At 43.7% G+C, this 26,712-nt stretch carries 17 protein-coding genes, 1 tRNA gene and 1 pseudogene; 14 read left to right on the plus strand and 5 right to left on the minus strand.

The window, feature by feature from the left end; genetic code table 11:
• Together EO126_RS11230 and EO126_RS09745 are read left to right on the plus strand one after the other, a co-directional pair.
• Positions 1-121 (plus strand): annotated as a pseudogene (locus EO126_RS11230) (IS30 family transposase); the annotation flags it as partial.
• Positions 122-286: 165 nt separating this feature from the next.
• Positions 287-363, plus strand: a tRNA-Arg gene (locus tag EO126_RS09745).
• 273 nt (positions 364-636) lie between these two features.
• On the opposite strand, the gene EO126_RS09750 is transcribed toward EO126_RS09745, so the two are convergent.
• From EO126_RS09750 to EO126_RS09765, 4 genes are all read right to left on the minus strand, one after another.
• Positions 637-993: a hypothetical protein gene (locus tag EO126_RS09750; protein ID WP_127008694.1), complete on the minus strand. Its 357-nt coding sequence runs from the start codon at positions 991-993 to the stop codon at positions 637-639.
• A 164-nt stretch (positions 994-1,157) separates the two neighbouring features.
• Positions 1,158-1,952: a hypothetical protein gene (locus tag EO126_RS09755; RefSeq protein ID WP_127008696.1), complete on the minus strand. Its 795-nt coding sequence runs from the start codon at positions 1,950-1,952 to the stop codon at positions 1,158-1,160.
• 647 nt (positions 1,953-2,599) lie between these two features.
• Positions 2,600-3,220, minus strand: a complete 621-nt coding sequence (locus EO126_RS09760; RefSeq protein WP_127008698.1) for a DUF2314 domain-containing protein — start codon at positions 3,218-3,220, stop codon at positions 2,600-2,602.
• Positions 3,221-3,301: 81 nt separating this feature from the next.
• Positions 3,302-5,095 (minus strand): N-6 DNA methylase, encoded by a 1,794-nt coding sequence (locus tag EO126_RS09765; protein WP_127008700.1) that lies wholly within the window; start codon positions 5,093-5,095, stop codon positions 3,302-3,304.
• 742 nt (positions 5,096-5,837) lie between these two features.
• On the opposite strand from EO126_RS09765, the gene EO126_RS11235 reads away from it, so the two are divergent.
• From EO126_RS11235 to rlmD, 6 genes are all read left to right on the plus strand, one after another.
• Positions 5,838-6,980 carry a YadA-like family protein gene (locus tag EO126_RS11235; protein ID WP_206168767.1) on the plus strand — a complete coding sequence of 381 codons (1,143 nt, stop codon included), beginning with the start codon at positions 5,838-5,840 and terminating at the stop codon, positions 6,978-6,980.
• Positions 6,981-7,126: 146 nt separating this feature from the next.
• A complete protein-coding gene (locus EO126_RS09775; RefSeq protein ID WP_006556083.1) occupies positions 7,127-8,296 on the plus strand; it encodes a DUF2827 family protein in 1,170 nt (389 codons plus the stop codon).
• 590 nt (positions 8,297-8,886) lie between these two features.
• Complete coding sequence (locus EO126_RS11085) at positions 8,887-10,149, plus strand: ESPR-type extended signal peptide-containing protein (protein WP_127008702.1); 1,263 nt, start codon at positions 8,887-8,889, stop codon at positions 10,147-10,149.
• Positions 10,131-10,331 carry a hypothetical protein gene (locus EO126_RS09785; protein ID WP_127008704.1) on the plus strand — a complete coding sequence of 67 codons (201 nt, stop codon included), beginning with the start codon at positions 10,131-10,133 and terminating at the stop codon, positions 10,329-10,331. Before EO126_RS11085 ends, EO126_RS09785 begins: the two co-directional genes overlap by 19 nt.
• A gap of 182 nt (positions 10,332-10,513) precedes the next feature.
• Positions 10,514-11,683: a DUF2827 family protein gene (locus EO126_RS09790; RefSeq protein WP_127008706.1), complete on the plus strand. Its 1,170-nt coding sequence runs from the start codon at positions 10,514-10,516 to the stop codon at positions 11,681-11,683.
• Positions 11,684-11,862: 179 nt separating this feature from the next.
• Entirely contained in the window at positions 11,863-13,236 is a 1,374-nt protein-coding gene (gene rlmD / locus EO126_RS09795; protein WP_127008708.1) for a 23S rRNA (uracil(1939)-C(5))-methyltransferase RlmD, read from the plus strand.
• A 252-nt stretch (positions 13,237-13,488) separates the two neighbouring features.
• On the opposite strand, the gene EO126_RS09800 is transcribed toward rlmD, so the two are convergent.
• Positions 13,489-13,800: a hypothetical protein gene (locus EO126_RS09800; protein WP_127008710.1), complete on the minus strand. Its 312-nt coding sequence runs from the start codon at positions 13,798-13,800 to the stop codon at positions 13,489-13,491.
• A 598-nt stretch (positions 13,801-14,398) separates the two neighbouring features.
• On the opposite strand from EO126_RS09800, the gene EO126_RS09810 reads away from it, so the two are divergent.
• From EO126_RS09810 to EO126_RS11020, 6 genes are all read left to right on the plus strand, one after another.
• On the plus strand, positions 14,399-14,734 hold the full coding sequence (locus tag EO126_RS09810) for a hypothetical protein (RefSeq protein WP_206168769.1): 336 nt from the start codon (positions 14,399-14,401) through the stop codon (positions 14,732-14,734).
• Positions 14,735-14,780: 46 nt separating this feature from the next.
• Positions 14,781-14,921: a DUF4314 domain-containing protein gene (locus tag EO126_RS09815; protein WP_231160798.1), complete on the plus strand. Its 141-nt coding sequence runs from the start codon at positions 14,781-14,783 to the stop codon at positions 14,919-14,921.
• 89 nt (positions 14,922-15,010) lie between these two features.
• A complete protein-coding gene (locus EO126_RS09820) occupies positions 15,011-15,292 on the plus strand; it encodes an Nmad4 family putative nucleotide modification protein (RefSeq protein ID WP_225723632.1) in 282 nt (93 codons plus the stop codon).
• 121 nt (positions 15,293-15,413) lie between these two features.
• A complete protein-coding gene (locus tag EO126_RS09825; RefSeq protein WP_225723631.1) occupies positions 15,414-16,808 on the plus strand; it encodes a terminase large subunit in 1,395 nt (464 codons plus the stop codon).
• Between the two features lie 50 nt (positions 16,809-16,858).
• The gene (locus EO126_RS09830; RefSeq protein ID WP_240631461.1) at positions 16,859-17,524 is read left to right on the plus strand and encodes a Fic family protein; all 666 of its coding nucleotides are present in this window, start codon (positions 16,859-16,861) and stop codon (positions 17,522-17,524) included.
• A 770-nt stretch (positions 17,525-18,294) separates the two neighbouring features.
• The gene (locus EO126_RS11020; protein ID WP_240631463.1) at positions 18,295-26,676 is read left to right on the plus strand and encodes an ESPR-type extended signal peptide-containing protein; all 8,382 of its coding nucleotides are present in this window, start codon (positions 18,295-18,297) and stop codon (positions 26,674-26,676) included.
• Positions 26,677-26,712 lie beyond the last annotated feature (36 nt).

Consider the following 26,712-nt stretch of genomic DNA (forward strand, 5'->3'; position numbering starts at 1 on the left):
TGGTGTAATGCACTGCCACGCAAAATTCTAAATTACCGGACACCACAAGAAGTATTCATTGAAGAAGTTAATAAGTTACTGGGTTTTTAAAAGTGTTCAATTTCATATTGCAATTTACTAAAAAATAAAAAAATTTAAAATAGGTTGGAACAGGTTAAAATTAGTTTGGGATATATAAACTATGTAAAGAACTTCGTGTTGAGAATTGATTTTTTTACATAGTCTGGTGTATAATAGTATACAGTGATTTTTAGAGAGATTCTACTTATCGCTCAGAATTAAATTTGGTCCAGTAGCTCAGTTGGATAGAGCAACGGCCTTCTAAGCCGTGGGTCGGGAGTTCGAATCTCTCCTGGATCACCATGAAGAATGCAGTAGCCACAAGGGTTTATAGCCCTTGTGGTTACTTTTTATTACTTGATTTTTGTTTGTTAATATACTTGCGCTAGTAGCTTTTTGCACTAAAAATATACTGGCGGATATATTTGCAAAAGATTGTTCGTCATAACTGCAGATTGAATAAAAATGACCTCCTTAAAGTTAGAATTAAAATCTAACCTTAAGGAGGCCTTGTTTGTTATTAAGTTAAGTTTTTTATATTATGAATGATTATTGGACTATGTCAGTAATCGCTCATTAATAGGCTAATGATGGTTGGTGTGAAGAGACATAGATTAGGAGTGCGTTGAATAAAGCTCTGGTCTGAGCATTAAGTTCATTGACAGAAATAGGATTTCCGTTAACATAAAATACGTCGTGGGGACCGAAAAATGATGCAATGCCTCCAGAATAGCGCTCTGATTCACCGGTAGAAGTATCAACTAATGCAAAAGAGAATACGTAATTATTGCTTTGCATAATAAATTGGTCGTCAATGTAGATTTGGATATTTGCATTTTCCTGATTTTTGACTGTGCCTACATATACGTCTTTAGCAGATGCTATCCCGACAGTTGCTAATAATAAGAATGCTAATACGATTAATTTTTTCATTTGGATACACCCCTTTGTTAATGTAAGATGACTTAATATTAAAATCAAGGTATGAGTAGCGTGTTGCCTTACCCTGAAAATAATAATCTATAACTTATGTTAACTGAAAAGGACATAATAACACTCCTAATTAAAAAATAGATTTATTCTATTTTTATGGTTGATTAGTACCAAGAGAATATAATCCATATTGAATGGAAGAAGGCTTTTATGAAATAACCTATTGTCATGATAAAGTTATTGTTGAAGAAATCTAGAAAACCACTAACGGAAAATAGTAAATTGGCAGCTGTTTGAAATGGGTGAAATGTTAGACCGATAATAAATCCTACAGGAATCATTATGACGGATAATACAATCCTAATTGCGGTTTCTTTTACCATCCAGATTGCCATTTGGCTAATAGTTTCTCCGTCGTATTCCTGTTTGTTACCATTGCCGATACAGGTTCCTCGTTGGAACATTTCAGCCGAGAAATGTATTAATTTTGCAGGGATGGAAACTAAGTATGATACATTGTAAAGTGTATTGGATATACCGTCAAAATGCATGGCGGTCATCATATTTGATTTTTCGGTGTTGTAATCATATAAGTAAAATGCATAGGTGATATGGCGAGACGCGGCAATAATTGCGGCATTCTTTTTTGAATACATGGAAATATCACCATCGTCAGTAAGTAGGTAATTATCTCCCAGTATTCTGGAAATCCAAGAGGTATTTTCTTTAACATCTTTCCAATCATTATCATACCCTTTCGATACATGGATCCATCGATGTTCGAATTCTTTAAGTTTGAAGGTGTAAGGATCGCCTAGAGATTGGAAATATTGTCTGGGATAAATGTGTTGATATTCATACTCGGATTTACCGTAGGCCATGACTAGAGATGATCCAAATGTGAAAATAATTAAAAATAATAACAGGATACGTTGGAAAATTGATGCATATTTTTTCATTATAACTCCTCTGACTAAGAATTAAATTGTGCGCCTTGTTTTCAGTCTGCTGCAACAAAGGCTGTTTAAGGTAATCAGTTTAATTTTTGGCTCTTTATATAATTGCTTACTCATATCCTCCCTTTAAATTATTTTTCAATTCATTGTCACATAGAAAATTGAAAAAAGCGAAAAATAAAAATTAAATGAATTTTGAAAAAAGATTTTGGGCGTTTTTGCAAGTAAGTACGAAAAATTATATATCAGAGTGTAAAAAAAATGGAGAAAAAGTTGTAATTTAACTGTATTTTTTATAATATAGTAATAAAAGTTGACTTTATTTGATTGGTGAATATAAAATGAAAGAATAACAGGTTGGATATAGGTGCAGATTCTATGCTTTATCAAGAAAGGGAAACTACTATGCAATTCATTATAGTCATGATATTGTTTTTTATTACGGCGACAATTTTTAAGGCATGGTCCATTCCTCTTTGGATAGCAATTGGTATTTTTAAAGGAATCAATGAATATATATTGGAACCCAGAAGACGAAGAAAAATACAGGGCAAAGATAAATAGCGTGGAGTTATTGCTTTGTCGGATAGTAGTATCTTATTAGTGTGATAATAAATAAAAAAGCCTCCCTTAGGGGAGGCTTTTTTATATTAACGAAGGAATACGGCGGCAAAAAGTCCGTCTTGAATTTCGAGCAAATTAAAGGCGACTTTGTCGTTGCGGTGGATGCCGGTCATATTTTGCGGTTCGTTTAAGAGCGTACCGATGAATCGCGGTGCGTGGCAATCTTCACAGCGAACCCAACAATATTCAGGCTCTTTTTCTTGATCGTAGAAAATCACGGCTGCATCATCCGGATAGTCGGCATGGCGATAAGGATCTAATTCCTTAATTCGACGACATAATTCCACACCTTTATCGGCTCTGTAGTTAGTATTTATAAAGTCGATTTTTTTATCATAATCAGTTGGTACCAATTGGTTATGATAAATGATATTTTCTTCGCTGATAGATTCGGAACGCAGTTTGATGGAAATGTCATCGATTCCCGGAAATAGGGTAGTCGTTTCATTTTCGTGAATAGCTGCACTTAATACTTCAAATGTGAGTCCCGCATCGTGGTCGATATAACCGTAAAGAAGAAGTGCGTTGGCCTCTTTGTAATGGGGTAATTCGGTAAAAAATACCGGCGTTTCAGTATTATGTTTGTCTATGGGTAACACGATAAATTGGTGATATAAATCGCGGAATGAGTGTTCGTACAATTTCATAGTGTTTACCTCCTGTTTGTCAGTATTTATGAAACTGTTAAAAAAGTATGCTGGGAAATAAGTTGTTATAAAGTCGAACGGCTACTGCAAGGCATCCTCAATCAGCCTGTCTTTATCTCGTTCAAGGGCTTTTAAACTTTCGTAAATTCGTTGTTCTTTTGCCAACAGTTCCTGATATTTTTTGGATAATTCGTTTTGGATAGAACGTTTTACGAGCGGAATTTTTAAATTTTTTAAGTCACTGATACTCAGCGTGGTCGTAGAACTGCCGCGAGAAAGCTGTTCGAGTTGTTTTTGAGCCATTTTTGAATTTAAATACATAAATAAAAACAGCGGATTGATAGCCTTTTTATCGACTTGTAAGTAGTAGGTGTTACCGTTTGAAAAAATCATATTGTTTTGGGTGTCCGTAATATAGCCTGCTTTGAACGGAAGCAGTTTACTCATAATAATATTATTGTCGCTAATAGCTTTTTTAGGTGAAATTTCGTCAGTCTCTGCTAATGAAGTTACACCCGATAAGTCAATAATGCTGTTGTTCAAATTTTTAGGTGTAATATATTTAACGGAATTATTATCGGCCACCAAAGTATCTAATTCTTGTGCTTTTAAGAGAACGCCGCGATTAATTTGGCAAACTTCTTCCAGCAAGATATAGCCGCTTGAGTCAGAGGGGAAATCTTCCTGTATATATCGTGAGGGGGCCAGATTATAATTGGAGGCTGCCAGCTCATCGTTATGTACGACCTTTATACGACCTTTTTGACTCTTGTGGCTGTGATTGGATTCTGTGAATTCCGGTTTTGTTATTAAGGCAACAATCGCCTTGATATCTTTGTCTGATAGACTGAATTTACGGCGCCCTTTAGTTTTGATTTCAGATGCATCAATAAAGCGTACAGTTTTATTGTTTTTTGAAAAAATCCAAAGTGTCGTAGGGATTGATGTACCGGGTATTAAGTTCTCGGGTAATTGAACAACGCATTCTACATAGCCGAATTTTATTAACCGTTTTCGGATATCACTGTACGTTTCTGTTGAGGCTGCTCCGTTGGTAGTAATAGCATATAATCTTTGGCTACTGATTAGAGACGCTAAGGCCGTAATGATGTAAGGCCATTCACTTTTGAAGGTGGCAGGGCTCATTAATTCTTTGAAGACGTTAAGTTGGGCCGGAACTAAGATCCACTCATCGGCTGTAAAGTCGGCAGCGTTTTTCCCGGGGAGCGGCTTAATAATTGCTGTATTTTTGAATCCGAGGTGATCCGCAACAAAATGATTAGAATAAACTTTTCTGTGAAACATATTGTCAAAGTCTAATTTTATATTCGTTGTGTCAGGCAATAGGGATAATCTTAGCTTGGTAACCAGATAGCAAGGCAGGTTATTTTCTATGCCTCTGAGTTTTCTTGCATTCCCGTAGAGCGCTGCATATAGCAGAGTCTGTCCGTAACCGAATCCCCAATCAAATACGGATTCATCTTCGTTAGGGAGTAAGGCTAATAGTTTATTAATGCTGGATCCGCTGTTGAAGTCGGGGCCTTTTTTAGTATCCGGATCGGCGAATAGTATATAGGTCAATAATTGTGGTGCCGTACATGTTTCCAACTCGAGAGTAAGTTTTGAGGGAATTTCCTCGATTGACTCGATGAATTCTGTTACCAAAGGATTCCTTATTTGTCGGATTAAATAATCTTGAGCCTCGGCAAAACTAAATGTGTTTGCTCTTTGGATTAAATATAAAGTGGTTAACAGGATAGTGTCTTGGAATTCAGAAATTGCTGAAGCCTTATATATTTTTTGAATTTTAGTGATGGATTCGACGGTTACTTCCGGCTGTTGATATTTTAATTCTGCAACAATCTTGTTAATCATAAGATACCTCCTTGTGTTGTTAATTTAATTGTAGCTATTTTATATAGTAATGTCAAAAGGTTTTTAAAAACCAAAAAACAAAAATATTATGAAATATTAGTTAAATAGCCAGTTATTTTTATGCAGATTGATGATATGAGTTTATCAGCATCCGTTAGAAAGGGTGCTTTTTGTTTTGCAAAAAAAGAGCCGTTTAAAGATGATGAAATAAAAAATATTTTTCAAATGACATAAATTTTGGTCGTGAAATAGATCATTTACTTAAATAAGTCTTTTTAGAGTGCACTGTATTGACGGAATTGTCCGTGAAATATGAAGTTTTTAAAATTAAATATGAAGATTTATCGATATAGATTTTACTTAACTTTTTTTAATTAAATATCATCTTTAAAAGTGATAAATGAGGAGCTTAATAATGTTAAAAATCAAAGTTAGTCATGAGTGTTTCATTTGAATTATTTATATTTGTAAAAGTAAATGTATAGATATGTTGCTTATTTAATTATAAGTGTAGTGATAACATCTGATTTAAAAATGTCTGTATAATGCTATTTTATTGATTTTTTAGGTGGAAAATAAATTCTTTGTGATATCTTCTTGTAGTTTTTAAAATTACTAATTTAATAAAAAAGACAAGATTCAGAATATAAATATATAAAATGAGTGAAATTATATTGAAGGTAAAAATAATCTGAATTTGTCTTTTTATTATAAAATTAATTCGATGAGAGATGTGTTTTGTATGAACAGAATTTTTAAGGTCGCGTGGAGCAAGACAAAAGGCTACTATGTGGTGGCATCGGAATTGGCGAAGAATCATCAAGGGGGATCTTGTCGCATTAAACGACTTTCGGCGGCAATAATGGCGGTGTTGGTTTTGACACCACAAATGACAGCCTTAGCCACAACAATTTCGGTAAATGATGAGACATGGTTTGCCGGATCGGCAGGATCGGGTGTTTTGACGATTGAAGCAGGGAGTGGTATTAGCTTAACCGTGAGTGATGCGACGGGAACGAGTACGTCGAAGAGCATGACTTTGACGATTAGTCTTGATGACGATACTTTAGAGGCTGTTAGTACGGCGGTGAGTAGTGTAAGTTCGGCATCGACTAGTGCCTCCAGTGCTGAGTCCAGTGCAACGGAAGCGTCGACAAGCGCATCTTCTGCTGAATCGAGTGCAACGGAAGCATCTACAAGTGCTGACAGTGCGTCCTCTAGTGCAACGGCCGCTGACAGTAGTGCAACGGAAGCATCCATAAGTGCATCCAGTGCAGCCTCCAGTGCAACTGCCGCTAACTCAGTTGCGATTGGTGCCGGCTCTGTAGCGGATGAAGAAAATACGGTATCCGTTGGTTCGCCGGGGAATGAACGTAAGATTACCAATGTGGCCGCCGGTGAAGTATCCGCCACATCCACAGACGCAGTTAACGGCAGTCAATTGTATAGCGTAGCTTCCAGTGTTTCGAATTTGAGTAATCGGGTTAATAAAGTTGGTGCTAATGCCGCCGCTTTGGCTGCTTTGCATCCGCTTGATTTTGACCCAACCGATAAAGTAAGCTTTGCGGTTGGTTATGGTAACTATCGTGGTGAAAACGCTATGGCCTTAGGTGCTTTCTATCGTCCTAACGATAATACAATGTTTAGTATTGGCGGCACCATGGGGAATGGTGAAAATATGATCAACGTTGGTGCTTCCTTCAAGTTTGGCTCCAGCACAATTGATAGTGTTAAGAAGGCACAATACCAGAATGCGCCTATGAGCACCATGAATGCCCTTGAAGATCAAGTTCAGTCGCAACAGAAAACTATAAGTACAGAAGCAAGTCAGATTGAAGAATTGCAGGCCCAGGTAAGAGCCTTGATGGAAAAAGCGGGCATTTAATAGTATTAGATGTAAAACTTGGTAAAAATGTGATGAAGTTTTGAGTTGGTAGGATTCCGGTCATAATAGGTTCAGATAGGTTGATATATAATAAATCCATGTATCGACCTATCGATATTGAGGAATAATAAGAGAAGGATAAGAGTATGGCGATAAGCGGCATGGAAAGTTTAAAAAAATCAGGTAACACAGGAATTCGCATCGGGATAACATTCTTTTGGGGACGTACCTATAAGAATATTTGGTCTAATGGTGCCGGTCAAAATATGTATTTTTTAAAAGAAGTGCTATCACAAATAGACGGAGTCGATGATGTATATTTTGTGTTCTGGGGGAATGATTTAAAAACGTTGCCGAAGGCACTCGAAACGGAGGCCATGGGTGTTGATATTTATTCGTACGAAGAGGTAGTAAAAACCACGGATGTTTTGATAGAAGGTACTCGTACCTTGGAGCCGAAATATGAAAAAGAATTCCGGAAATACGGGGCGAAAATTGTAACATATCGTATGGGGAATGATTTTATCTGGGATATGGAGAAGTTTATTGCTAAACAAGATGGCGGTCGTGCGTTTAATGGTACAACTTATGATCAGGCGTGGCTCATTCCCCAAGTATATAAGACGAACAAAGACTACGTGGAAATTATGACCGGTACTGAGGCGTATGAAGTCCCGCACATTTGGAATCCATTTTTCTTTGATCGTCAGGTAGCTAAGCTGCAAGCCGGCCTTTCGTTTGGCTATAAGCCGGATACGACCAAACGGGGACGACGGATTTCTGTATTCGAACTGAATGCATCTGTCGTTAAGAATTGCTATACACCGGTGTTAATTTCGGAAGCAGCCTATAAACAAAATCCGGAAGCCATTGCCCACGTCTATTTATGTAATACCTATGATGTAAAAGATTTGAAGGCGTTTCATAATTTTATCGGTTACACTACGCTTGTTAAAAATAAGATTATGAGTGTTGAAAAACGCCATTTAATGCCATACTTTTTGTCTCGTTATATTGATATCGTTTTATCCTATCAATGGGAGTTGGGGCTTAACTATGCCTATTACGAAGCGCTATACGGCAATTATCCGTTGGTGCATAACTCGCCGTTTTTGCGTGATGCCGGCGTTGGGTTTTACTATCCCGAATTTGATGCTAAAAAAGGCGCAGCAGTGTTGTTAGATGTAATTAATACCTATGATGCTCAAATTGAACTTCATAAAAAGAACAATACCGCTTTTTTAGAAACTCTATCGCCATATAATTCCAAGGTGGTTAAAGTACACAAAGATTTGTTGGAGCAATTGTTAAAATGATTGGGGCCAAATGATAGAGCGTAGGCAAAACTATGAGTACGTCATATGGTAAAAATAGAATTAAAATTCAAATAAAGTGAAAAAGATAGAAAGAGGACTCTTCGATTAAGGAAAGTCCTCTTTTAGTGCACAATTCTATATAATTTGTCTTTGAATTATGAAGTTTTAAAGAATATAGATGAAGATGTAGAAGTATTGATAATACTGAATTATATTTGTATTTTGTCATAAAAATAATTGTAAAAATAGTAATTTTTAAGGTTAACAATCAAGTGCATTCATGAGTATTTCATTTATGATAAGTATAGTTAGCTATAAAATAACATAGTAGCTATACTTATTTACTTATAAATATATATTTAGTAGGGATTAAAAATTATTTACTTTGATGTGCTAAAGTATTGAGGGTTTTAATGATGGGGGAATATATTTTTGAAATGTAGATCTGTTTTAAAAGTATATTATTTAATTAAAACTTTAACGGCTAAAGTTAAAAATAGATTAAAAGTAAAAACTTTGATAATCAAGTTATCGCATGCTGCTTGATGTATTAGGTTGGTAAAATATTTTTGTGAATTAGGGGTGTTGTTATGAATAAAATTTTTAAAGTGGTCTGGAGTAAGACGAAAGGTTGTTTTGTCGTTGCATCGGAATTAGCTAAAAGTCATCAAGGTGGAACAAGACGTGTGAAACGGATAAGTGTGGCTTTGATGGTGGCGTTGATTTTAGCACCGCAGATGATTACTTATGCTTATAATTATATTAATGTTGGGGGCGATGGAACTAAAGATAAACCCGGTACAGATTGGCAAGCTGGAAGTAATGGCAATGGGAGATTAACTTTTGTAGATGGTACGGGGATTGATATTTCTATTGTTGAATCATCTGGACAGGGTGCAAGTAAACAGTTAAAAGTTGCGATTGGAATCAATCAAGAGTATATGGATAGTATAAATGCTAGTGTTAGCTCAGCTTCAACGAGTGCTAGTAGTGCAGTATCTAGTGCCGAATTAGCATCTACTAGTGCAGCGAGTGCCTCAACAAGTGCAGGGACTGCTTCATCTAGTGCAACGTTAGCATCGACAAGTGCAAGTTCAGCTTCAACGAGTGTGTCGAGTGCATCAACAAGTGCAAGTTCAGCGTCTACAAGTGCATCGAGCGCCTCAACTAGTGCAAGTCAGGCCGAATCCAGTGCTAAATCTGCAAATGATAGTGCAACGAAGGCTTCATCAAGCGCAACGGCTACCGGTGAAAACGCCATGGCAATCGGTCGGGGTTCTGTAGCTAATGGAAATGGAACATCGGCTATGGGTGTGAATGCTTCGGCGACCGCTGAAAATGCGACTGCGATTGGCAGTAATGCCAGTGCAACCGGCAAAAATTCAGTAGCTCTAGGGGCCGGTTCCGTGGCTGATCAGGATAATACTGTTTCGGTGGGTTCAGTTGGCAATGAGCGAAAAATTACTAATGTAGCCGATGGTGAAATTTCACCTACGTCTACTGATGCAGTTAACGGAAGTCAAATTTATGGCTTGGCATCCCAAGTTGCCAATATTGGCAATCGTATTAACAAATCCGGAGCCAATGCAGCCGCTTTGGCAGCTTTGCATCCAATGGATGCCGATCCTAATGATAAATTAACGTTTGCCGTAGGTTTTGGTACTTACCATAGTGAAAAAAGCTTAGCGCTCGGTGCTTTTTACAGAGCTAATGAAAATACCATGCTCAGTGTTGGCGGTACCATGGATAGCGGTGATGCCATGTTTAATATGGGGCGTCTTTTAAATTCGGAAGTAGTACGGTTGATAGTGCTAAAAAAGAACAGTACAAGACGATGCCAATTAGTGTCATGAATGCGTTGGAAGATAAAGTGCGTGAACAACAAAAGACGATTGATGCACAGGCAAAACGTCTTGAAACATTAGAATCGCAAATGGGAAATCAGAATCAACAAGCTATTATTGAAAAGCAATCACGTCAGATTGAAGAGTTACAAGCACAAGTAAAAGCTTTAATGTCAAAAATTAATGTGTAATGTTTTGGGTAAAATGTTTTATTAGATAGAAATGTCTTAGAATTAGATGATAAACGATTTGTGTATTTCTAATATTTTTAGATTTAAGATGATATGGGCATCTATAAAATATGATATATTAAAAATATATGATTTTTAATTTTGGATAGTGTTAATCAAAAAAAGGTTAAAAGGACAATCAAATGGAGTTAAGTAAGTTACACAGTAGAAAAAAAGCTGGCAAAACAGGTCTGCGCATCGGTATTACATTCTTTTGGGGATCGTCTTATAAACACATATGGTCCAATGGCGCCGGACAGAATATGTATTTTTTACGAGAAATGCTGGCCCAAATTGACGGGGTAGGAGATGTATATTTCGTATTCTGGGGCAATGATTTAAAGACATTGCCTAAAGAACTTGAAATAGAAGCCATGGGGGTCGACATATATCCGTATGAAGACGTTGTAAAGACGACCGATGTTTTAATTGAAGGCACACTTACATTAGAACCGAAGTACGAAAAGGAATTCCGCAAATATGGTGCTAAGATAGTCACTTATCGTATGGGTAACGATTTTATCTGGGATATGGAAAAGTTTATTTGCAAAAAAGAAGGTGGCCGTGCTTTTAACGGCACAAAATATGATCAAGCATGGCTCATTCCTCAGGTGTATAAGACCAATAAAGATTACTTGGAAGTCATGACCGGTACAGACGTTCATGAAGTACCGCATATTTGGAATTCGTTCTTCTTTGACCGTCAAGTTGCTAACTTGCAGAAAGGTTTAAGTTTTGGCTACAATCCGGATAAATCCGGTCGCGGTCGTCGCATTTCTGTATTTGAACCGAATGCATCGGTTGTAAAAAATTGCTATACGCCGGTATTAATTTCGGAAGCGGCTTATAAAAAAGACCCGGAAGCAATTGCTCATGTGTATTTGTGCAATACCTACGATATACGGGACTTGCATGTGTTCCATAATTTTATCGGCTATACATCGTTGGTAAAAAATAAAATCATGACGGTGGAAACACGTCATTTAATGCCATATTTCTTGTCTCGTTATACGGATATTGTTTTGGCGTTCCAGTGGGAGTTAGGTCTTAACTATGCGTACTATGAAGCTCTTTACGGCAACTATCCGTTGGTTCATAATTCGCCGATTTTGCTTGATGCGGGTGTCGGTTTTTACTATCCGGAATTTGATGCTCAAAGAGGGGCTGATGTATTACTCGATGTAATTAATAACTATGACTCTAATTTTGAAAAAACGGTGGCTAAGAATAAGAAGTTTTTAGAAACATTATCGCCATATAATCCGGCGGTATACAAAGAATATGAAAAACTGTTGGAGCAGTTGTTTTTATAAAAATAGTTAGGACTCCTAGACTCAATTCATTTTAAATTGACTTAAAGTTTATTAGATTCATATAAGCCGGTAATCTGAATTAATTGAAACGGCCCTGAAGTAGGTATCAGGGCCGTTTTGTTGTATAATAAAAGGTAATAGTTAGTTAAGTTTTCTTACAGTGAGAAAGGATAATCATCATGAAACAGAATGTGCCTGTAGCAAAGGGCCAAGTATATGAAATTGCAATTGAAAGTTTGGGAAACAGCGGCGAAGGCGTGGGCCGTTATGAAGGCTTTACGGTGTTTGTGCCGTTTGCACTCCCCGGTGAACGTATCAGTGCTCGCATTACACTTGTGAAAAAGAACTATGCCGTGGGGGCGTTGGTTGAAATTTTGAAACCAGCACCATACCGAGTTGAACCGACTTGTCCGGTATATGGTACTTGCGGCGGCTGTCAATTGCAACATGTGACCTATGAAGAACAATTACGTTTGAAAACTCAAAAAGTTCGAGACATTATGGAGCGTATCGGCAAAACGAATCCTGATTTGGTTCAGCCGGCCTTAGGACCGGATAATCCATGGCATTATCGGAATAAAATGCAGATTCCGGTGGGGGCCGATTCCGCTAAAGGGGCGGTACTTGGCTTCTATGCCATGGGGTCGCATGATATTGTACCTTGTACCAATTGTGCCATTCAAAATGATGGGAACAATCAGATTGTTGCCGTTTGTGAACGCTTGATTCGTGAAACAGGTCTTATGCCATATAATGAAGTAACCGCTGAAGGGATGATTCGCCACATTATCGGCCGTATCGGTGAAAAGGGCTGGATGGTTATTATTGTAAGCACGGCTAAAACCTTGCCACAAGCGGAGTATTGGGTATCGGAAATCCGTAAAAATTTGCCGCAAGTAACCAGCATTGTGCTTAATCATAATCCGCGTAAAACGAATATAATTATGGGTCGTGATTGCACCTTGCTTTGGGGCGATGAAACTATCAGAGACACGATTGATGATTTGAAATTCAGACTATCGCCTCATTCGTTCTTCCAAGTTAATCCGGAACAAACCCTCGTATTATATAAGAAAGCGTTGGAATTTGCTAATTTAACAGGTGAAGAAACGGTTATCGATGCGTATTGTGGAACCGGTACGATTTCATTGTTTTTGGCAAAACAGGCAAAGCACGTTATCGGTATTGAAATTGTGGAACCGGCTATTGTAGATGCCAAAGCTAACGCTGAGCGAAACGGCATTACCAATGTTGAATTTATCGCCGCTGATGCGGCTAAAGAAATGCCGAATCTTGTGAAACGCGGCGTGAAAGCCGATGTGGTCGTTTTCGATCCGATTCGTGCAGGCTGTAAAGAAGAAGTGCTAAAAGCGGCGGCCTCAATGAAACCAAAACATATGGTGTATGTGTCTTGTAATCCGGCGTCTATGGCGCGCGATATTGTTGTGCTTCGTGGGCTCGGCTATGAAGTAGAAACCGTGCAGCCGGTAGATATGTTCCCGATGACCGCGCACGTGGAGACTATTTGTTTGATGTCAAGATTGAAGGACTAAACTGTATAAAAAAGGCTTGAAATCAAGGGATTCCGAGAAACTGCCCAGTTTGGACAGATAATCGGAATCCCTTTTTTAGGTCGTTTGACAACAGTTCTGACCACTGGAAAATAGAGGGTTGTAACTACAGAACTGCTTTTTGCCGTATTGAGACAACGGAAATGTTGTTAGAGATGTTTTTGGAGATATTGAGACTACGGAACTGTTGTTATGAAAAAGCCCCTGTCTGTTAGAGACAAGAGCTTATAAGAGTTATTGCTGTTTTTTCTCACGTAGATAGGTTATATATTTTTTTGCGGATGATGAAATAGAATCCATCTGGTTGGAACCCACGGGCAAATTTATCCTTTCTTTGATTGTTACCCTTCTGCGGGAGATTAAGTTCCATAGGCTCTGCCCGTTATCCCGTTTGATTTCTTTTTCGTAGGAAAACTCGGAATTCATTTCCTCAAAAGCTCTTCGGACGCGATCCGCTCTTGAAACCGTATCGCGAACCACTCTGTCATTTGTTGAGTAGTTTTCTCGGAGCCAATCCTTAAACCCATCTCTATCTATGTATCCCATAAGACTCCTTTAATCCAGTTTGGTCACCCAAGACGAATCGTATTTTAAAGTGGCTAGAAAAGCACTTTTATCGAGCTTTTCCGGTAGACGAATTTTTATATGCAACCTATCCTCGGGAATTTCTTCAATAATCGTAAACTGGCTGCCGTGTGGCTTCCAGGTGAATTTGTGTGTATGTCTCGTCTTGTTATCCACCGAGTGTGCAAGGCTGCAGGGATTCCCGGACTGGTGGTGCGCTGACTTCGGAACGGATGATCCGACCGATGAGGAGCTGGCTTCCTGGAGGGATGTTTTTGAAACGCACAGGAATGTCGTGTCCGGCGCATCCAAACCGAAAACGGACAAGCAGATAATCAAGTGGCTCTCCGATCCGCATACGGACTCCGCCGAATATAAGATGTGGGGCAATGGTATCGCACTCCCGTGCGCTGTTTTCGTGCTGTCAGGCATTGTGTACTACTCACAGTTCCGAGTCTGATATTCTGGCGATAATTCTACAAAGAAAATCCCGTTATTCGCTTGCTATTTTAGGGCTTTAGAGTGATGTATATAACAGCCGCAAGGCACAGAAAATCAAGCGAAAGCGGAGGTAAACGCAATGCAAGTAAAGTACAACGTCACAGGCGCACGGCGCAAGAAACTGGTCAAGGAGGACAGGGGTTCCTTCCCCTGGTTTGCGGAACTGCCGGACGAGGATTCGGTGAAGGCCTGCACGCATTTCATTGCCGCGCTCTGCGAGATGAGCAGAAATGCCAAGCGAGTGATCGCCACGGAAAAGGATGTGGACAACGAGAAGTACGCATTCCGCTGCTTCCTCCTGCGGCTGGGATTCATCGGTGCGGAGTACAAGGCCGAGCGGAAAATCCTGCTGAAGAACCTCACAGGGTCTTCGGCATTCAAGAACGGAGGCGCTGACCATGAGATTTCCGAATAAGGAAACGGTCGACCGCATCCGCAGGGAGTATCCTGCAGGAACACGGGTGGAACTGGTACGGATGGAGGATGTGCAGGCTCCGCCGATTGGAACCAAAGGCACGGTTATCGGCGTGGATGATATCGGCTCTATTATGGTTCGCTGGGATAACGGCTGCGGGCTATCCATCGCTTACGGCGAGGAATAATTCTGCATATTTCTTTGAAAAACTACAGAAAAGACTTGCTGGTATATCCGTAGTGATATATGTACATGCCGAAAGAAACGGAGGATACGATGATGACAATCAACGAAGGAATGAGAAAATACAGGCTGTCGAATCCCACCACGCCGGAGGACATGGAATGCCGCCGAAGCAAGATGCTGAACTTCGGAGATAAGGTGCTGCTTGCCGGGTACTACTACAATGGGCAGAACAAGCCTTCCTATTTCGGAGCGGTTTACGAGTACCTCGAAGACGGCAGGAAGACTTGCGAAAGCACCATCGGACTGGCGGCGGTCAGCGAGGTCGAGTTTGAGGATGAAGGCCACGCAATCGCCTGGGCGATGCAGCAGTAAGACACAGAGAAAAAACAGCAAAAGGGACGGGCCGCAAGGCTCTGTCTCTCGTACAGACAGATTTTAGAAAGTCGCAGAGATGCGGCTGTTTTTATGCCATTTTCGGAAGGAGGAGACGCCGTTGGCAGTACGGAAACTGAAGAAATATAAGCCTACCAAGTTCATGGCGGATACCTCCCGCTATGACAAGAACCTCGCTGATTATGCCGTGATGTTCATCGAGCATCTGTGCCATACCAAAGGCACATGGGCGGGAAAGCCCTTCGAGCTTATCGACTGGCAGGAGCAGATAATCCGCGACCTGTTCGGTGTGATAAAGAAAAACGGCTACAGGCAGTTCAGTACCGCATATATTGAGATTCCGAAAAAGCAAGGCAAGTCGGAACTTGCGGCGGCTGTGGCGAACAAGCACGGCTTTAATACCCACGGCGTTATCTTCGATGAACTGCATACTCAGCCGAACAGAAAGCTGTTTGACGTCATGACCAAGGGCTCCGGCGATGCGAGGATGCAGCCGCTGTTCTTCCTCATTACCACGGCAGGCAATGATACGCATTCCATCTGCTATGAACAGCATGAGAAGGCTCTCGACATCATGAGCGGAAGGAAAATCGATTCGACCTTCTATCCTGTTATCTATGGTGCGGACGAGTCGGAGGACTGGACTGATCCCGCCGTGTGGAAAAAGGCAAATCCCTCGCTCGGTATCACGGTTGGCATTGACAAGGTAAAAGCCGCCTGCGACTCCGCAAAGCAGAAGCCCGGCGAGGAGAACGCTTTCAGGCAGCTGCGTCTTAACCAGTGGGTGAAACAATCCGTCAGATGGATGCCGATGGACAGGTGGGATGCCTGTTCCTTCGCTGTGAGCGAGGACGATCTGGAAGGGCGAATTTGTTACGGCGGGCTTGACCTTTCAAGTACCACGGACATCACGGCGTTTGTGCTGGTATTCCCACCGCAGGATGAGGAGGACAAATACAGTATCCTGCCGTACTTCTGGGTGCCGGAGGATACTCTTGACCTTCGGGTAAAGCGCGATCATGTTCCCTACGACCTGTGGGAGCGTCAGGGCTTGCTTATGACCACGGAGGGAAATGTTGTTCATTACGGCTTTATTGAGAAATTTATCGAAGATCTTGGCACAAGGTTTAATATACGGGAGATTGCCTTTGACCGCTGGGGCGCGGTGCAGATGGTGCAGAACCTCGAGGGAATGGGCTTTACCGTTGTTCCATTTGGACAAGGGTTCAAGGATATGAGTCCTCCAACCAAAGAATTCATGAAGCTTACATTGGAAGGACGCATCGCCCACGGCGGACACCCTGTCCTTCGGTGGAATATGGACAACATCTTCATCCGCACCGACCCGGCTGGGAATATTAAAGCCGATAAGGAAAAATCCACGGAAAAGATTGACGGGGCAATTGCGACCATCATGGCTCTTGACCGCGCAATACGCTGCGGAAATGACAATACTGCCTCGGTCTACGACAGCCGCGGTATTTTATTCATATGACCTCATTCTTCAACTGCACAAAATCCTCTATAGCCACATGGAATAATCCCGTGGCAGGAAGGACGAAAACAGTACAGAACTATATCAGTGCGACTTATCCGGACGGGCATAGGGAAACGCTCTTTAATCCGGTTGCGCCTTTCGAGACGCCGTCTGCGCTGGACAAGCTGTGCGAGGAATACAACCGTGTTATCGGGAATATGGAACTTGAACCGCTGATTGCGATTCCTGTTTTTATACACGATTTTCTTTGTATCCATCCGTTTAATGACGGAAACGGGCGTATGAGCAGATTGCTTACAACGCTCCTTTTATACAGAAGCGGATTCTATGTCGGAAAATATATTTCTTTGGAAGCGAAGATCGCTAAGAATAAGGATTTATATTATGATGCGCTGTCTGCGTCACAGGATGGTTGGCATGAGGGAGCAGATGATCCTGTCCCGTTTATCAAATACCTTCTTGGAACGATCCTTGCGGCCTACAGGGATTATGAGGAACGTTTCTCCCTTGTGGAAATCAAACGATCCGCACTGGATATAGTGCGGCTTGCAGCGCAAAACAAGATAGGTCGTTTTACCAAACAGGATATTCGGGAACTTTGTCCGTCTCTCAGCGTCAGTTCCGTAGAGGGTGCACTGCGCAAGCTGGTGGCTTCCGGCGAACTGAGACGCAAGGAAAGCGGCAAAAGCACCTGCTACTACAGAATAAAGTAGCATTCCTTTAAGAAGAATAACTTTCCCTTAATATTATGGACATTTTAAGGGAGAGGAAATCGATATAAGAGAAAGCATCTGCCTGATTACACAGGCAGGTGCTTTTTTCATGCGTCAAACAGGAAGGAGCGTGATGAGATATGGGAATATTCAGTGGGTTATTTCGGTCAAGGTATAAGCCTGCCGACAGCACGGCCGGATCGAGATACGCCTTTTACATGGGCGGAAGCGGCGCAGGGAAACTTGTGACGGAGCGGAGCGACGCTGTAAAAGTGAGTGAGACGTTTTGCCTTGGCTAAAGTGTCAACCGACAGGTTGACGAAAGGGGGAGGTTGGAGCAAAAACGAAAGAACGTTTTTTACAGAACGGCAGGGGCAAGTGTGAGTAAAACCGAAAAATATGGAAATGACTCACATAAAAAACTACACTGCTTTTCGGATACAACAAACAACCGAGAAAGAATTCATTATATTATATAAGTAAAAATAAAAATAAGAAAAAAGAAATTTGAAATTTTTATTTCCTTTCTCCATGGCACTCTTCCGAAAACCCCGTGTTAACTGAGAAAACGATGTTACATTTCCTGTGCTTTTTCATACTTCTTACCGGATATCTGTCATGCATGATTAAGAATAATATATAGTTATATAGAAAATATTTGATATATGTTGACATGTGGCTTGTTGTGGCTTACAATGATAATATAATAATAGCATCGATGTTTTTTTGGGGTGGAGCTTTTAGCTGCGATTCTCTTTTTAGGAGGAAATATGAATAAAATTTATAAGTTGATTTGGAGTAAGACGAAAAACTGCTGGGTCGTTGCGTCCGAGCTGGCGAAAGGACACGGGAAGAATAAATCACGCATCAAAAACAGCCTGCTTGCCGTCTTTGTCATGTCTGCGCTTTTGGCGGGAGGCACGGCAGATGTACAGGCTTTGACACAACAGGAAAAAGACGAAGTCAAGAACGAAGTTGCCAAATATTTGCTTGACAAGATTGCCCACGGCGGAGAAATCCCCGGTGCGAAAGCGGAGTATGGGCCTACGAGTTTTCCTGAGGCGATTGCGAATCGTATTTTCTACTATGATGACGTTTCGAATAAAATCGGCGAGAAACTGAAGCATGACGGACTGGCGCTCCAGTATTTTGGCGTACGTCCGAACTACATTGAACCGAAGCGCGACTATCTGAATCGCTATGCCAATCCCGACTGGACCAACGTCGATAACGACGGGGCATTCGGTGCGCACTCCATGGCACTCGGCTACCGTGCGTTTTCGGAAGCCAAACACGGTGTCGCCATCGGCCGCGAGGCCTTGGCGGGGGGATACCATCGGGACAACAGTTACGGCGGTGACGGTGATGTTGCCATCGGTAACAGTGCTTGGGCGCTGGGGGATAAAGCGGTCTCCATCGGAGATAAAGCAATCTCTGCCGACAAGAGCATTGCCATCGGGATTCAAGCCGAAGCTGGCGCGAACAAAAAAGATTCGAACTCGATCCTACTTGACCCGACAACGAAACTACCCTACGTTGTCAGCGATATCGCAAAAATGAACTCGGCGATCGCCATCGGGCGTGATGCCAAGGCGTGGGGGCATCAATCCGTCTCCATCGGTGGGGGCGCCAAAGCCACGGGAAAATATGCTTTGAGCTTTGGGAACTCGGCGGAAGCGTCGGCGATGGACTCCTTCGCCTTCGGTAATTATGCAAGTGCCAAAGGACTCGGTGCGATTGCCATCGGCAGTGACTACGAATCTTCGAGCGGTGGAGCGCAGGCGTACAGCGGTGACACGATTGCCATCGGTCGCAGGGCAATGGCCGGCAATGAAAATGATACGGCAACGGCATATAATACCGTCGCTATCGGACGGGAAGCCAGAGCGTACGGCAAAAACTCGATCGCATTGGGCGGAACTGCCAATGTGGGTGATGTCTGGCAAAAACAATTAGCTGAAGGCGGTACGGCGATCGGCAGCAGCGCCAATGCGGCCTTGGAAAACGCCACGGCTCTCGGATATAAGTCGATAGCCTATGCGAAGGACGCGGTGACCCTCGGCGCGAACACCAGAGCGGATATCGATGGCGGCGTGGCGTTGGGCAGTGAATCCAACGTAGGCTCTTATAGCTCTTCGAGTTACGGCAAAGCCGGTAAAGTAGGTTATGATCCGTTGGGAGCCGGTGCGGACGAAACTTCCACGTGGAAAGCCACAAAAGCGGCCGTTTCTGTCGGTAATCAGCAAAAGGACATTACCCGACAGATTATTAATGTCGCTGCCGGTACGGACAACACCGACGCGGTCAACGTGGCGCAGCTGAAAGCTCTCCAGAGCAAAGCATGGAAAGACCTTGTTGCGTCGGAAAATAAGCTGGGGGCGAGAATCGCTACCAATACCACAAGTATTACCAATCTTTCCGGGAGGGTACGCACAAACGAGGGAGACATCGGGCGTCTTAAGACGGATGTAAGTACAAATGATTCAAGAATCAGATACTTATATAATAATATGCCTTTCATGCACTACGTTTCTGTAAAAAGTGAAGGCATGGCGCCGAATGAAGGCAACTACAAAAATGATGGCGCCAGCAAACAGGGTGCGATTGCTATCGGTGCTCATACATCATCAGATGGCGATGGTGCCGTTGCTTTAGGTGCTTATTCATTTGTCAGAGGACAGGGTAGCGTCATCGTCGGTGAAAATTCGGACAATTATACCGGTGGATTAAAGGCCAAAGAAGGACAGTTTGATCAAAGCATTATTCTCGGATCAGATAACACTATCTTTGCTCAAAGTGCGGAAAATGGTGGTCGGGAAGATAAAGTTATCGGGAACATGAACAGAGTAGAGGAGTCCCACGGCACATTTGTCCGCGGTACAGGCAACTTTGTGTATGATGCGTATAATCCCGAAGCGCTGACCGATGAAGATAAGCAAAAAGAGCAGGATTTCCTTGATCCGATAGACGGTGGCGACCCGACAGGTCTCTTCCAGAAGGGAAGAAGCCATGTGAGCGTCGAAGGTGACGGTAACATGGTAATGGGAGCTCTCTATACGCAAGTTTCCGGCGTAGGCAACGAAATTTCCAATACGGATCATGATGACGGAACGAGCACGCCGAAAGTAACCTACAACATCGTGACGGGCAACCGAAACACCGTCGCCGACTCGAGTCATAACATCATCATGGGCGACAACCACGAGTTGGAAAATGTGAACGGAAATATCATCATCGGTTCGTTGAAAACAAAAGCGAAAACCACAGCATCGAACGTCACCGTTCTCGGCAATGACGCCGACGTCAGCGTCGAAGGCGGCGTCGCTTTGGGTACCGGTTCGCAAGCGGCTACCGCTGCGGGTGTTTTCGGGTACGATCCCGCCACGGATAAAGCATCGACAACGGACAATGCGACATGGAAATCCGGAAACGGCGCTGTTTCTGTTGGTGCGGCGGATAAAACAAGACAGATCACCAACCTCGCCGCAGGTCTGGCAGACACTGACGCGGTGAACGTCGCGCAGCTGAAGGCCTTGAATACCAAAGTAGACAACTTGCCTTCCATTCATTATTTCTCCGTCAAAGCAGATGACAGTAAAAAACCTGCCGACACCAACTGGAATAATGACGGCGCGACAGGAAATAAGGCCATTGCGATCGGCCAAAAAGCAAAAAGTGAGGGTTATGCTGCAGTAGCCATGGGTGCAAGCGCTCACACAGGCGCGAACGCGCATTATTCACTTGCTCTGGGCGTGAAGAGTGACGCTGCGGGATTTGCCAATATAGCGCTCGGCAATGAAGCTAAGGCGCAAGCCGCAATGTACGCTACCGCGATCGGGCAGGAGGCCGCTGTAACCAAGAATCAAGGCATTGCGATTGGCACGACTGCGAAAACGGATGCGGAAAACGGAATCAGTTTCGGTACGCAGGCAAAATCGTTGGCGAACCGCGGAATTGCAGTAGGAACGAACAGCACGGTAGATCAAACGGGCGGCCGCGGCATTGCCATCGGTGATGGCGCCTATGTCGGCGCTAAAACGCAGGATCATTCGGGTGAGGGTATGCCGAATCCGGGGGATGCATGGAACCCGAGCGAGCCGTATTTGCCGGTCGCTGATGATACAGTAGCGGGTCCGGGAAAACTGGCACGCGAAAACTCGATGGCGATCGGTATGAAAGCGAGTGCTTTCGGATTCCAAACGACGGCATTGGGTGCAGGGGCAGAAGCGCATGACACCAATACGACAGCGGTCGGTGCCGCGGCGGTTGCCAAAGGGAATTACAGCACGGCACTGGGCAAACAGGCGCGTACATTTGAAAAAGAATCGACCTCGGTCGGTCATTGGGCGGACTCCCGCGCGGAATTCGCAACGGCTCTCGGCTCCAATACCATTGTGTACAAAAAAGGCGGCGTAGCGCTCGGATTCGGCGCGCGTGCCTATGACGAAAACAGCATCGCGATCGGCAGCAACTCTTTCGCGAAAGAAGCCATTGATGGGAAAGCGTACCTCAGCGAAGAAGAAGTGAAAGCCGCAGCCGGTATTGTATCGGTAGGCAATCCGGCGTACAAAGCAGGAGATAAGGACGTCGCCGCGAACTATCGCCGTATCGTCAATGTCGCGGGCGGTATTAACGACAATGATGCGGTCAACGTCGCGCAGCTGAAGGCGTTGGAAGGAAAAGTCACGACCAATACGGGTGACATCACGACCAACAAAAATGATATCACCGGCCTCAAAAAAGGCTTCATCGTAAAAGACGGTGGAACGGGCAAGGCGAATGTCACACTCGGCGGAGATAAAGAACCGGAAGTCACCTTCAAAGCGGCGGTAGACACAACAACGGATGCAACGGCGGGTGGGTCCTCGCTGACCTCATCTGTCGATAAGGACAGAAACGTCACCTATTCGCTGAACATGAAACAGCTGAAACAAGACCTCGGCATTACCGACGGTCCCGATGGTGTCATGAGCTCGTGGAAACTGAAAGCAAAGGACGAAACAACACCGCAGGAAATCAAAAACGGCAACACGGTTACCTTTGACGCATCCGGCAACGGGCTCACCGTAGAAAGAAAAGACTCGACCATTAAATACACTATCGACGGCAGCAAGCTCGATATCGCGAAAAATCAGTCGATTATTAACTTAGGTGATCGTATTGACAACTTGCCTTCCATTCACTATTTCTCCGTGAAATCGGACGATAGCAAAAATCCTGCCGACACTAACTGGAATAACGATGGCGCGACAGGTAAAAACGCGATCGCAATCGGCAAAGATGCCAAAGCCGAAAGAGAATCGTCAGTAGTGATTGGTTTGAAAGCGTCATCCGGAGTTGCGGCTAATGACGGAGTTGCTGTCGGTAGCAGTGCTTCTGTCACAGGCTTCGGCGGTGTAGCGATCGGGCGCGAAAGCAGCGCGGAAGGTCAGGAAACAGTAGCGATCGGCACCGGGGCTAAGGGCGTGATTCATCGAACCGTAGCGATCGGCGGCTACGCCAATGCGGACGGATTCGGAGCCGTAGCCATCGGCAGGGACAGCATGAGTAAAGAGCGCGGCGTATCCGTCGGTATCCAAAGCAACAGCAAAGAGTTCGCCGTATCTGTCGGTACTAACAGTTTCAGTAACTTCCGCAGCGTTGCGGTTGGTGAACTGGCCAATGCGGAAGCACCGTACGCTGTAGCGGTTGGCGACCAAACGGGATCGTATGCAATGGGTGCTGTTACCTTGGGAAATAAAACCAGAGCATTTGGCGACGGTTCCGTGGCGATCGGTAATCAGGCGAGGGTTTCAGGAAAAGGCATAACTCCGGAAGAATATAAAGCATTGCCGGAAGCGGATCAAAAATTATATAGACTCTATGAGGCTGTTTATCACAACTATGATGATCCGTCGAAACCGATTGTAGATAGAAAATATTACAAGGTGATAGATGCGCACGACTGGAGAGCTGCAAACCTTTACAATTCGATAGCGATTGGCACGACTTCTTTCGTGGAAGCAAAAGAAGCGATTGGTATCGGTGCGGGTACAAGGATTAATGGCGACCTCGGCGTAGCGTTAGGATATGCGGCTGTGTCGGAAGAAAAGGGAACGGCGCTTGGCGCAGGAGCGCAAGCCAAGGCTAACGCAGGTGTTGCCTTAGGTGAAGGCGCGGTGGCGGATACCGCTGCGGAAGTGGTCGGTTATGATCCTCTCACGGGAGAAGCATCCACAGAAACTACGTCGACATGGAAATCCGTGAAGGGCGCTGTCTCTGTCGGCACGGCAGATAAAACAAGACAGATCACCAACCTCGCCGCAGGTACGAACGACACCGATGCGGTCAACGTCGCGCAGCTCAAAAACGCTAAGACCACTGTCGAAGCGGGCGACTATGTGACCGTTACGAAAAAAACGGAAGACGGAAAGGGAACGACCTACACCGTCAAAGGTCCGAACCTCACTTCCGTGGATAAGAACTTGACTGTTACTGACGACAAGGACGCGAACGACAAGAAAGTTGGCTACAAACTCGAACTGAGCAAAACGCTCACAGGCCTGACCAGCGTTTCAAGTGAAGCATTCAAAGTTGGCGATAAGACATATATCAATAGCAATGGTATCAATGCGAATAACAATAAAATCACCAACGTGGCACCCGGTACAAAAGACGGCGATGCGGTCAACTTCAAACAGTTGAAAGATGTTGACAGTAAAGTAACGACCAATACGGGAGATATCACGACCCTCAAAAAAGGCTGGACCTTAGAAGACGGCAATGCGACAAAAGGAACAAAAATCGTGAAAGCCGAAGATACCGTTAAAGTCACGAGTGATGACTACATCACGGCGACCGTGAATAATGACGGCCTGAAGCTCGGCATGAACGTAACCAAGCTGAATACGCAAATCAATGATCAGATCGACAACAGCGATACCGTCAAAGAGAAGATGAAATCCTGGGTACTCAAAGCGGCGACAACGGATAAAGACCCGGCTGCAAAGGGTCAGACCATTGACAATACCAATAATGTGGCGACATTTGACGTAGAAGAAAATCAGGGACTTACCGTCGCGAGAGACGGCGCGACCATCAAGTACGGTGTGAATAACAAGCAACTGGTAGGGAATATCAATAGCGGCAATACGGCAGTTACCAATATTTCCGCAAAATTCAGCGTCACTGACGGAACCAACACGAAAGCCGTCAACCTCGGAAAAGACAAAAACAACAACGTCAAATTCCTTGGCACGGACGGTGAAACCACCGTGACTGTAGGCGGAAACGATGATGCACCGACCGTTACCGTAGGCTTGGATGCAAAGTTCAAGAAACAGGTAACGGATAACACAAGCAATATTGCTGAAAACAAGACGAATATTACGAACTTGACAACCCGTGTAGACGGACACGATACGGCTATCGAGAACAACACGAAAGCCATAGGCGAAAACGCGAAAGCTATCGGTGAAAACACGAAAGCCATCGGCGAAAACACGAAAGCCATCGGCGAAAACACGAAAGCTATTGAAAAGAACGCTGGAGATATCACAACGTTGACAGGTCGTGTAGATACCGCAGAAAAGACCATCGGTGAAAACACGAAAGCTATCGGTGAAAACACGAAAGCTATCGGAGAAAACACGAAAGCAATCGGCGAAAACGCGAAAGCTATCGGTGAAAACACGAAAGCTATCGGTGAAAACGCGAAAGCTATCGGTGAAAACACGAAAGCTATCGGTGAAAACGCGAAAGCTATCGGTGAAAATGCGAAAGCCATCGGCGAAAACACGAAAGCTATCGGTGAAAACACGAAAACTATCGGAAAGAACACCGAAAAAATCGAGCAGAACGCGAAAGATATTGCCGCTAAGATGACCTCGTGGACCGTAAAAGCGGGAGAAGAGGCAGCCGGACAAAAGATTGACAATACCAATAATGCAGTTACCTTTGATGTAGCAGCAAAAGATCAGGGGCTTACCGTAACAAGAGACGGTTCGACTATCAAATACGGTATTGAAGGAAGCAAGATTGATATTTCCGAAAATAAAACCGTTAATGAACTGAAAGATGAGATTGCAAAGAAAAAGACCGTGGTTAAAGCAGGAGATGAAAATATTTCCGTTACAAAAGCTGATGATAAAGAAGAATATACTGTTACTCTTGCTAAAAACCTCAAGGGTTTGAACTCGGTTTCCGCTACGACAGTTAATGCCGGAACGGTTAAGGCTGATACGGTTGATACAAAGACGGTCAAGGTAAGTGACAAAATCACTGTGGGAGAAGGAGATACCGTCACCATTAACAACGAAGGTCTTACCATCAAAGACGGCCCGTCCGTCAAAAAAGACGGCATTAACGCCGGTGGCAAGACAATCGCCAATGTGGCAGACGGCAAAGAGGATAGTGATGCGGTGAACGTGAAACAGCTCAAAGCGATCGAGAACCAGAGTAATCAGAATATTTCCATTCTCGGAGGTAGAGTGAGCGAACTGAATACCCGTGTGAACAGAGTCGGCGCAGGCGCTGCCGCACTTGCCGCACTCCACCCGCTCGATTTCGACCCTGATGACAAATGGGACTTTGCCGCAGGCTACGGCAATTACAGCGGCGCGAATGCTGTCGCTATCGGCGCGTACTACCGTCCGAATGAAGACACCATGTTCAGTGTCGGCGGATCCTTCGGCGGCGGAGAAAACATGGTGAACGCAGGCGTTTCTGTAAAACTTGGACAAGGCAACCATGTAACGACCTCCAGAGTCGCTATGGCGAAAGAAATCAAAGATCTCCGTGCAGAAGTGGAAGTCCTGAGACAAGCCGTCACAGGTATCGGACAGGGACAGACTCCCGATCCGGTCAAGATGAAACTTTTCCCGGATATCGCAAAGAACCACTGGGCCTATGAAGCAGTAGAAGAACTCACGAAACAGGGACTGCTCGAAGGTTACCCGGACGGAACTTTCGGCGGAGACCGTATGATGACACGCTATGAATTTGCAGAAATCGTTTACAGAGCCATGCAAAAAGGCCTCAATGTGAACGAAAAGCTGATTCAGGAATTCGAACCGGAATTGGAACGTTTCCGTATCGATGTCATTTCCAAAGATAAAAACGGAAACCCGGTCATCGAAAGAGTCCGTGTCAACGAGAAGAGAAAAGCAAAATAAAACTTCATAAAAACGGCACAACCGAAGTAAAAAAGA

This window comes from Veillonella seminalis (assembly GCF_003992065.1).
In the GTDB taxonomy this organism is placed as follows: Bacteria; Bacillota; Negativicutes; order Veillonellales; family Veillonellaceae; genus Veillonella_A; species Veillonella_A seminalis.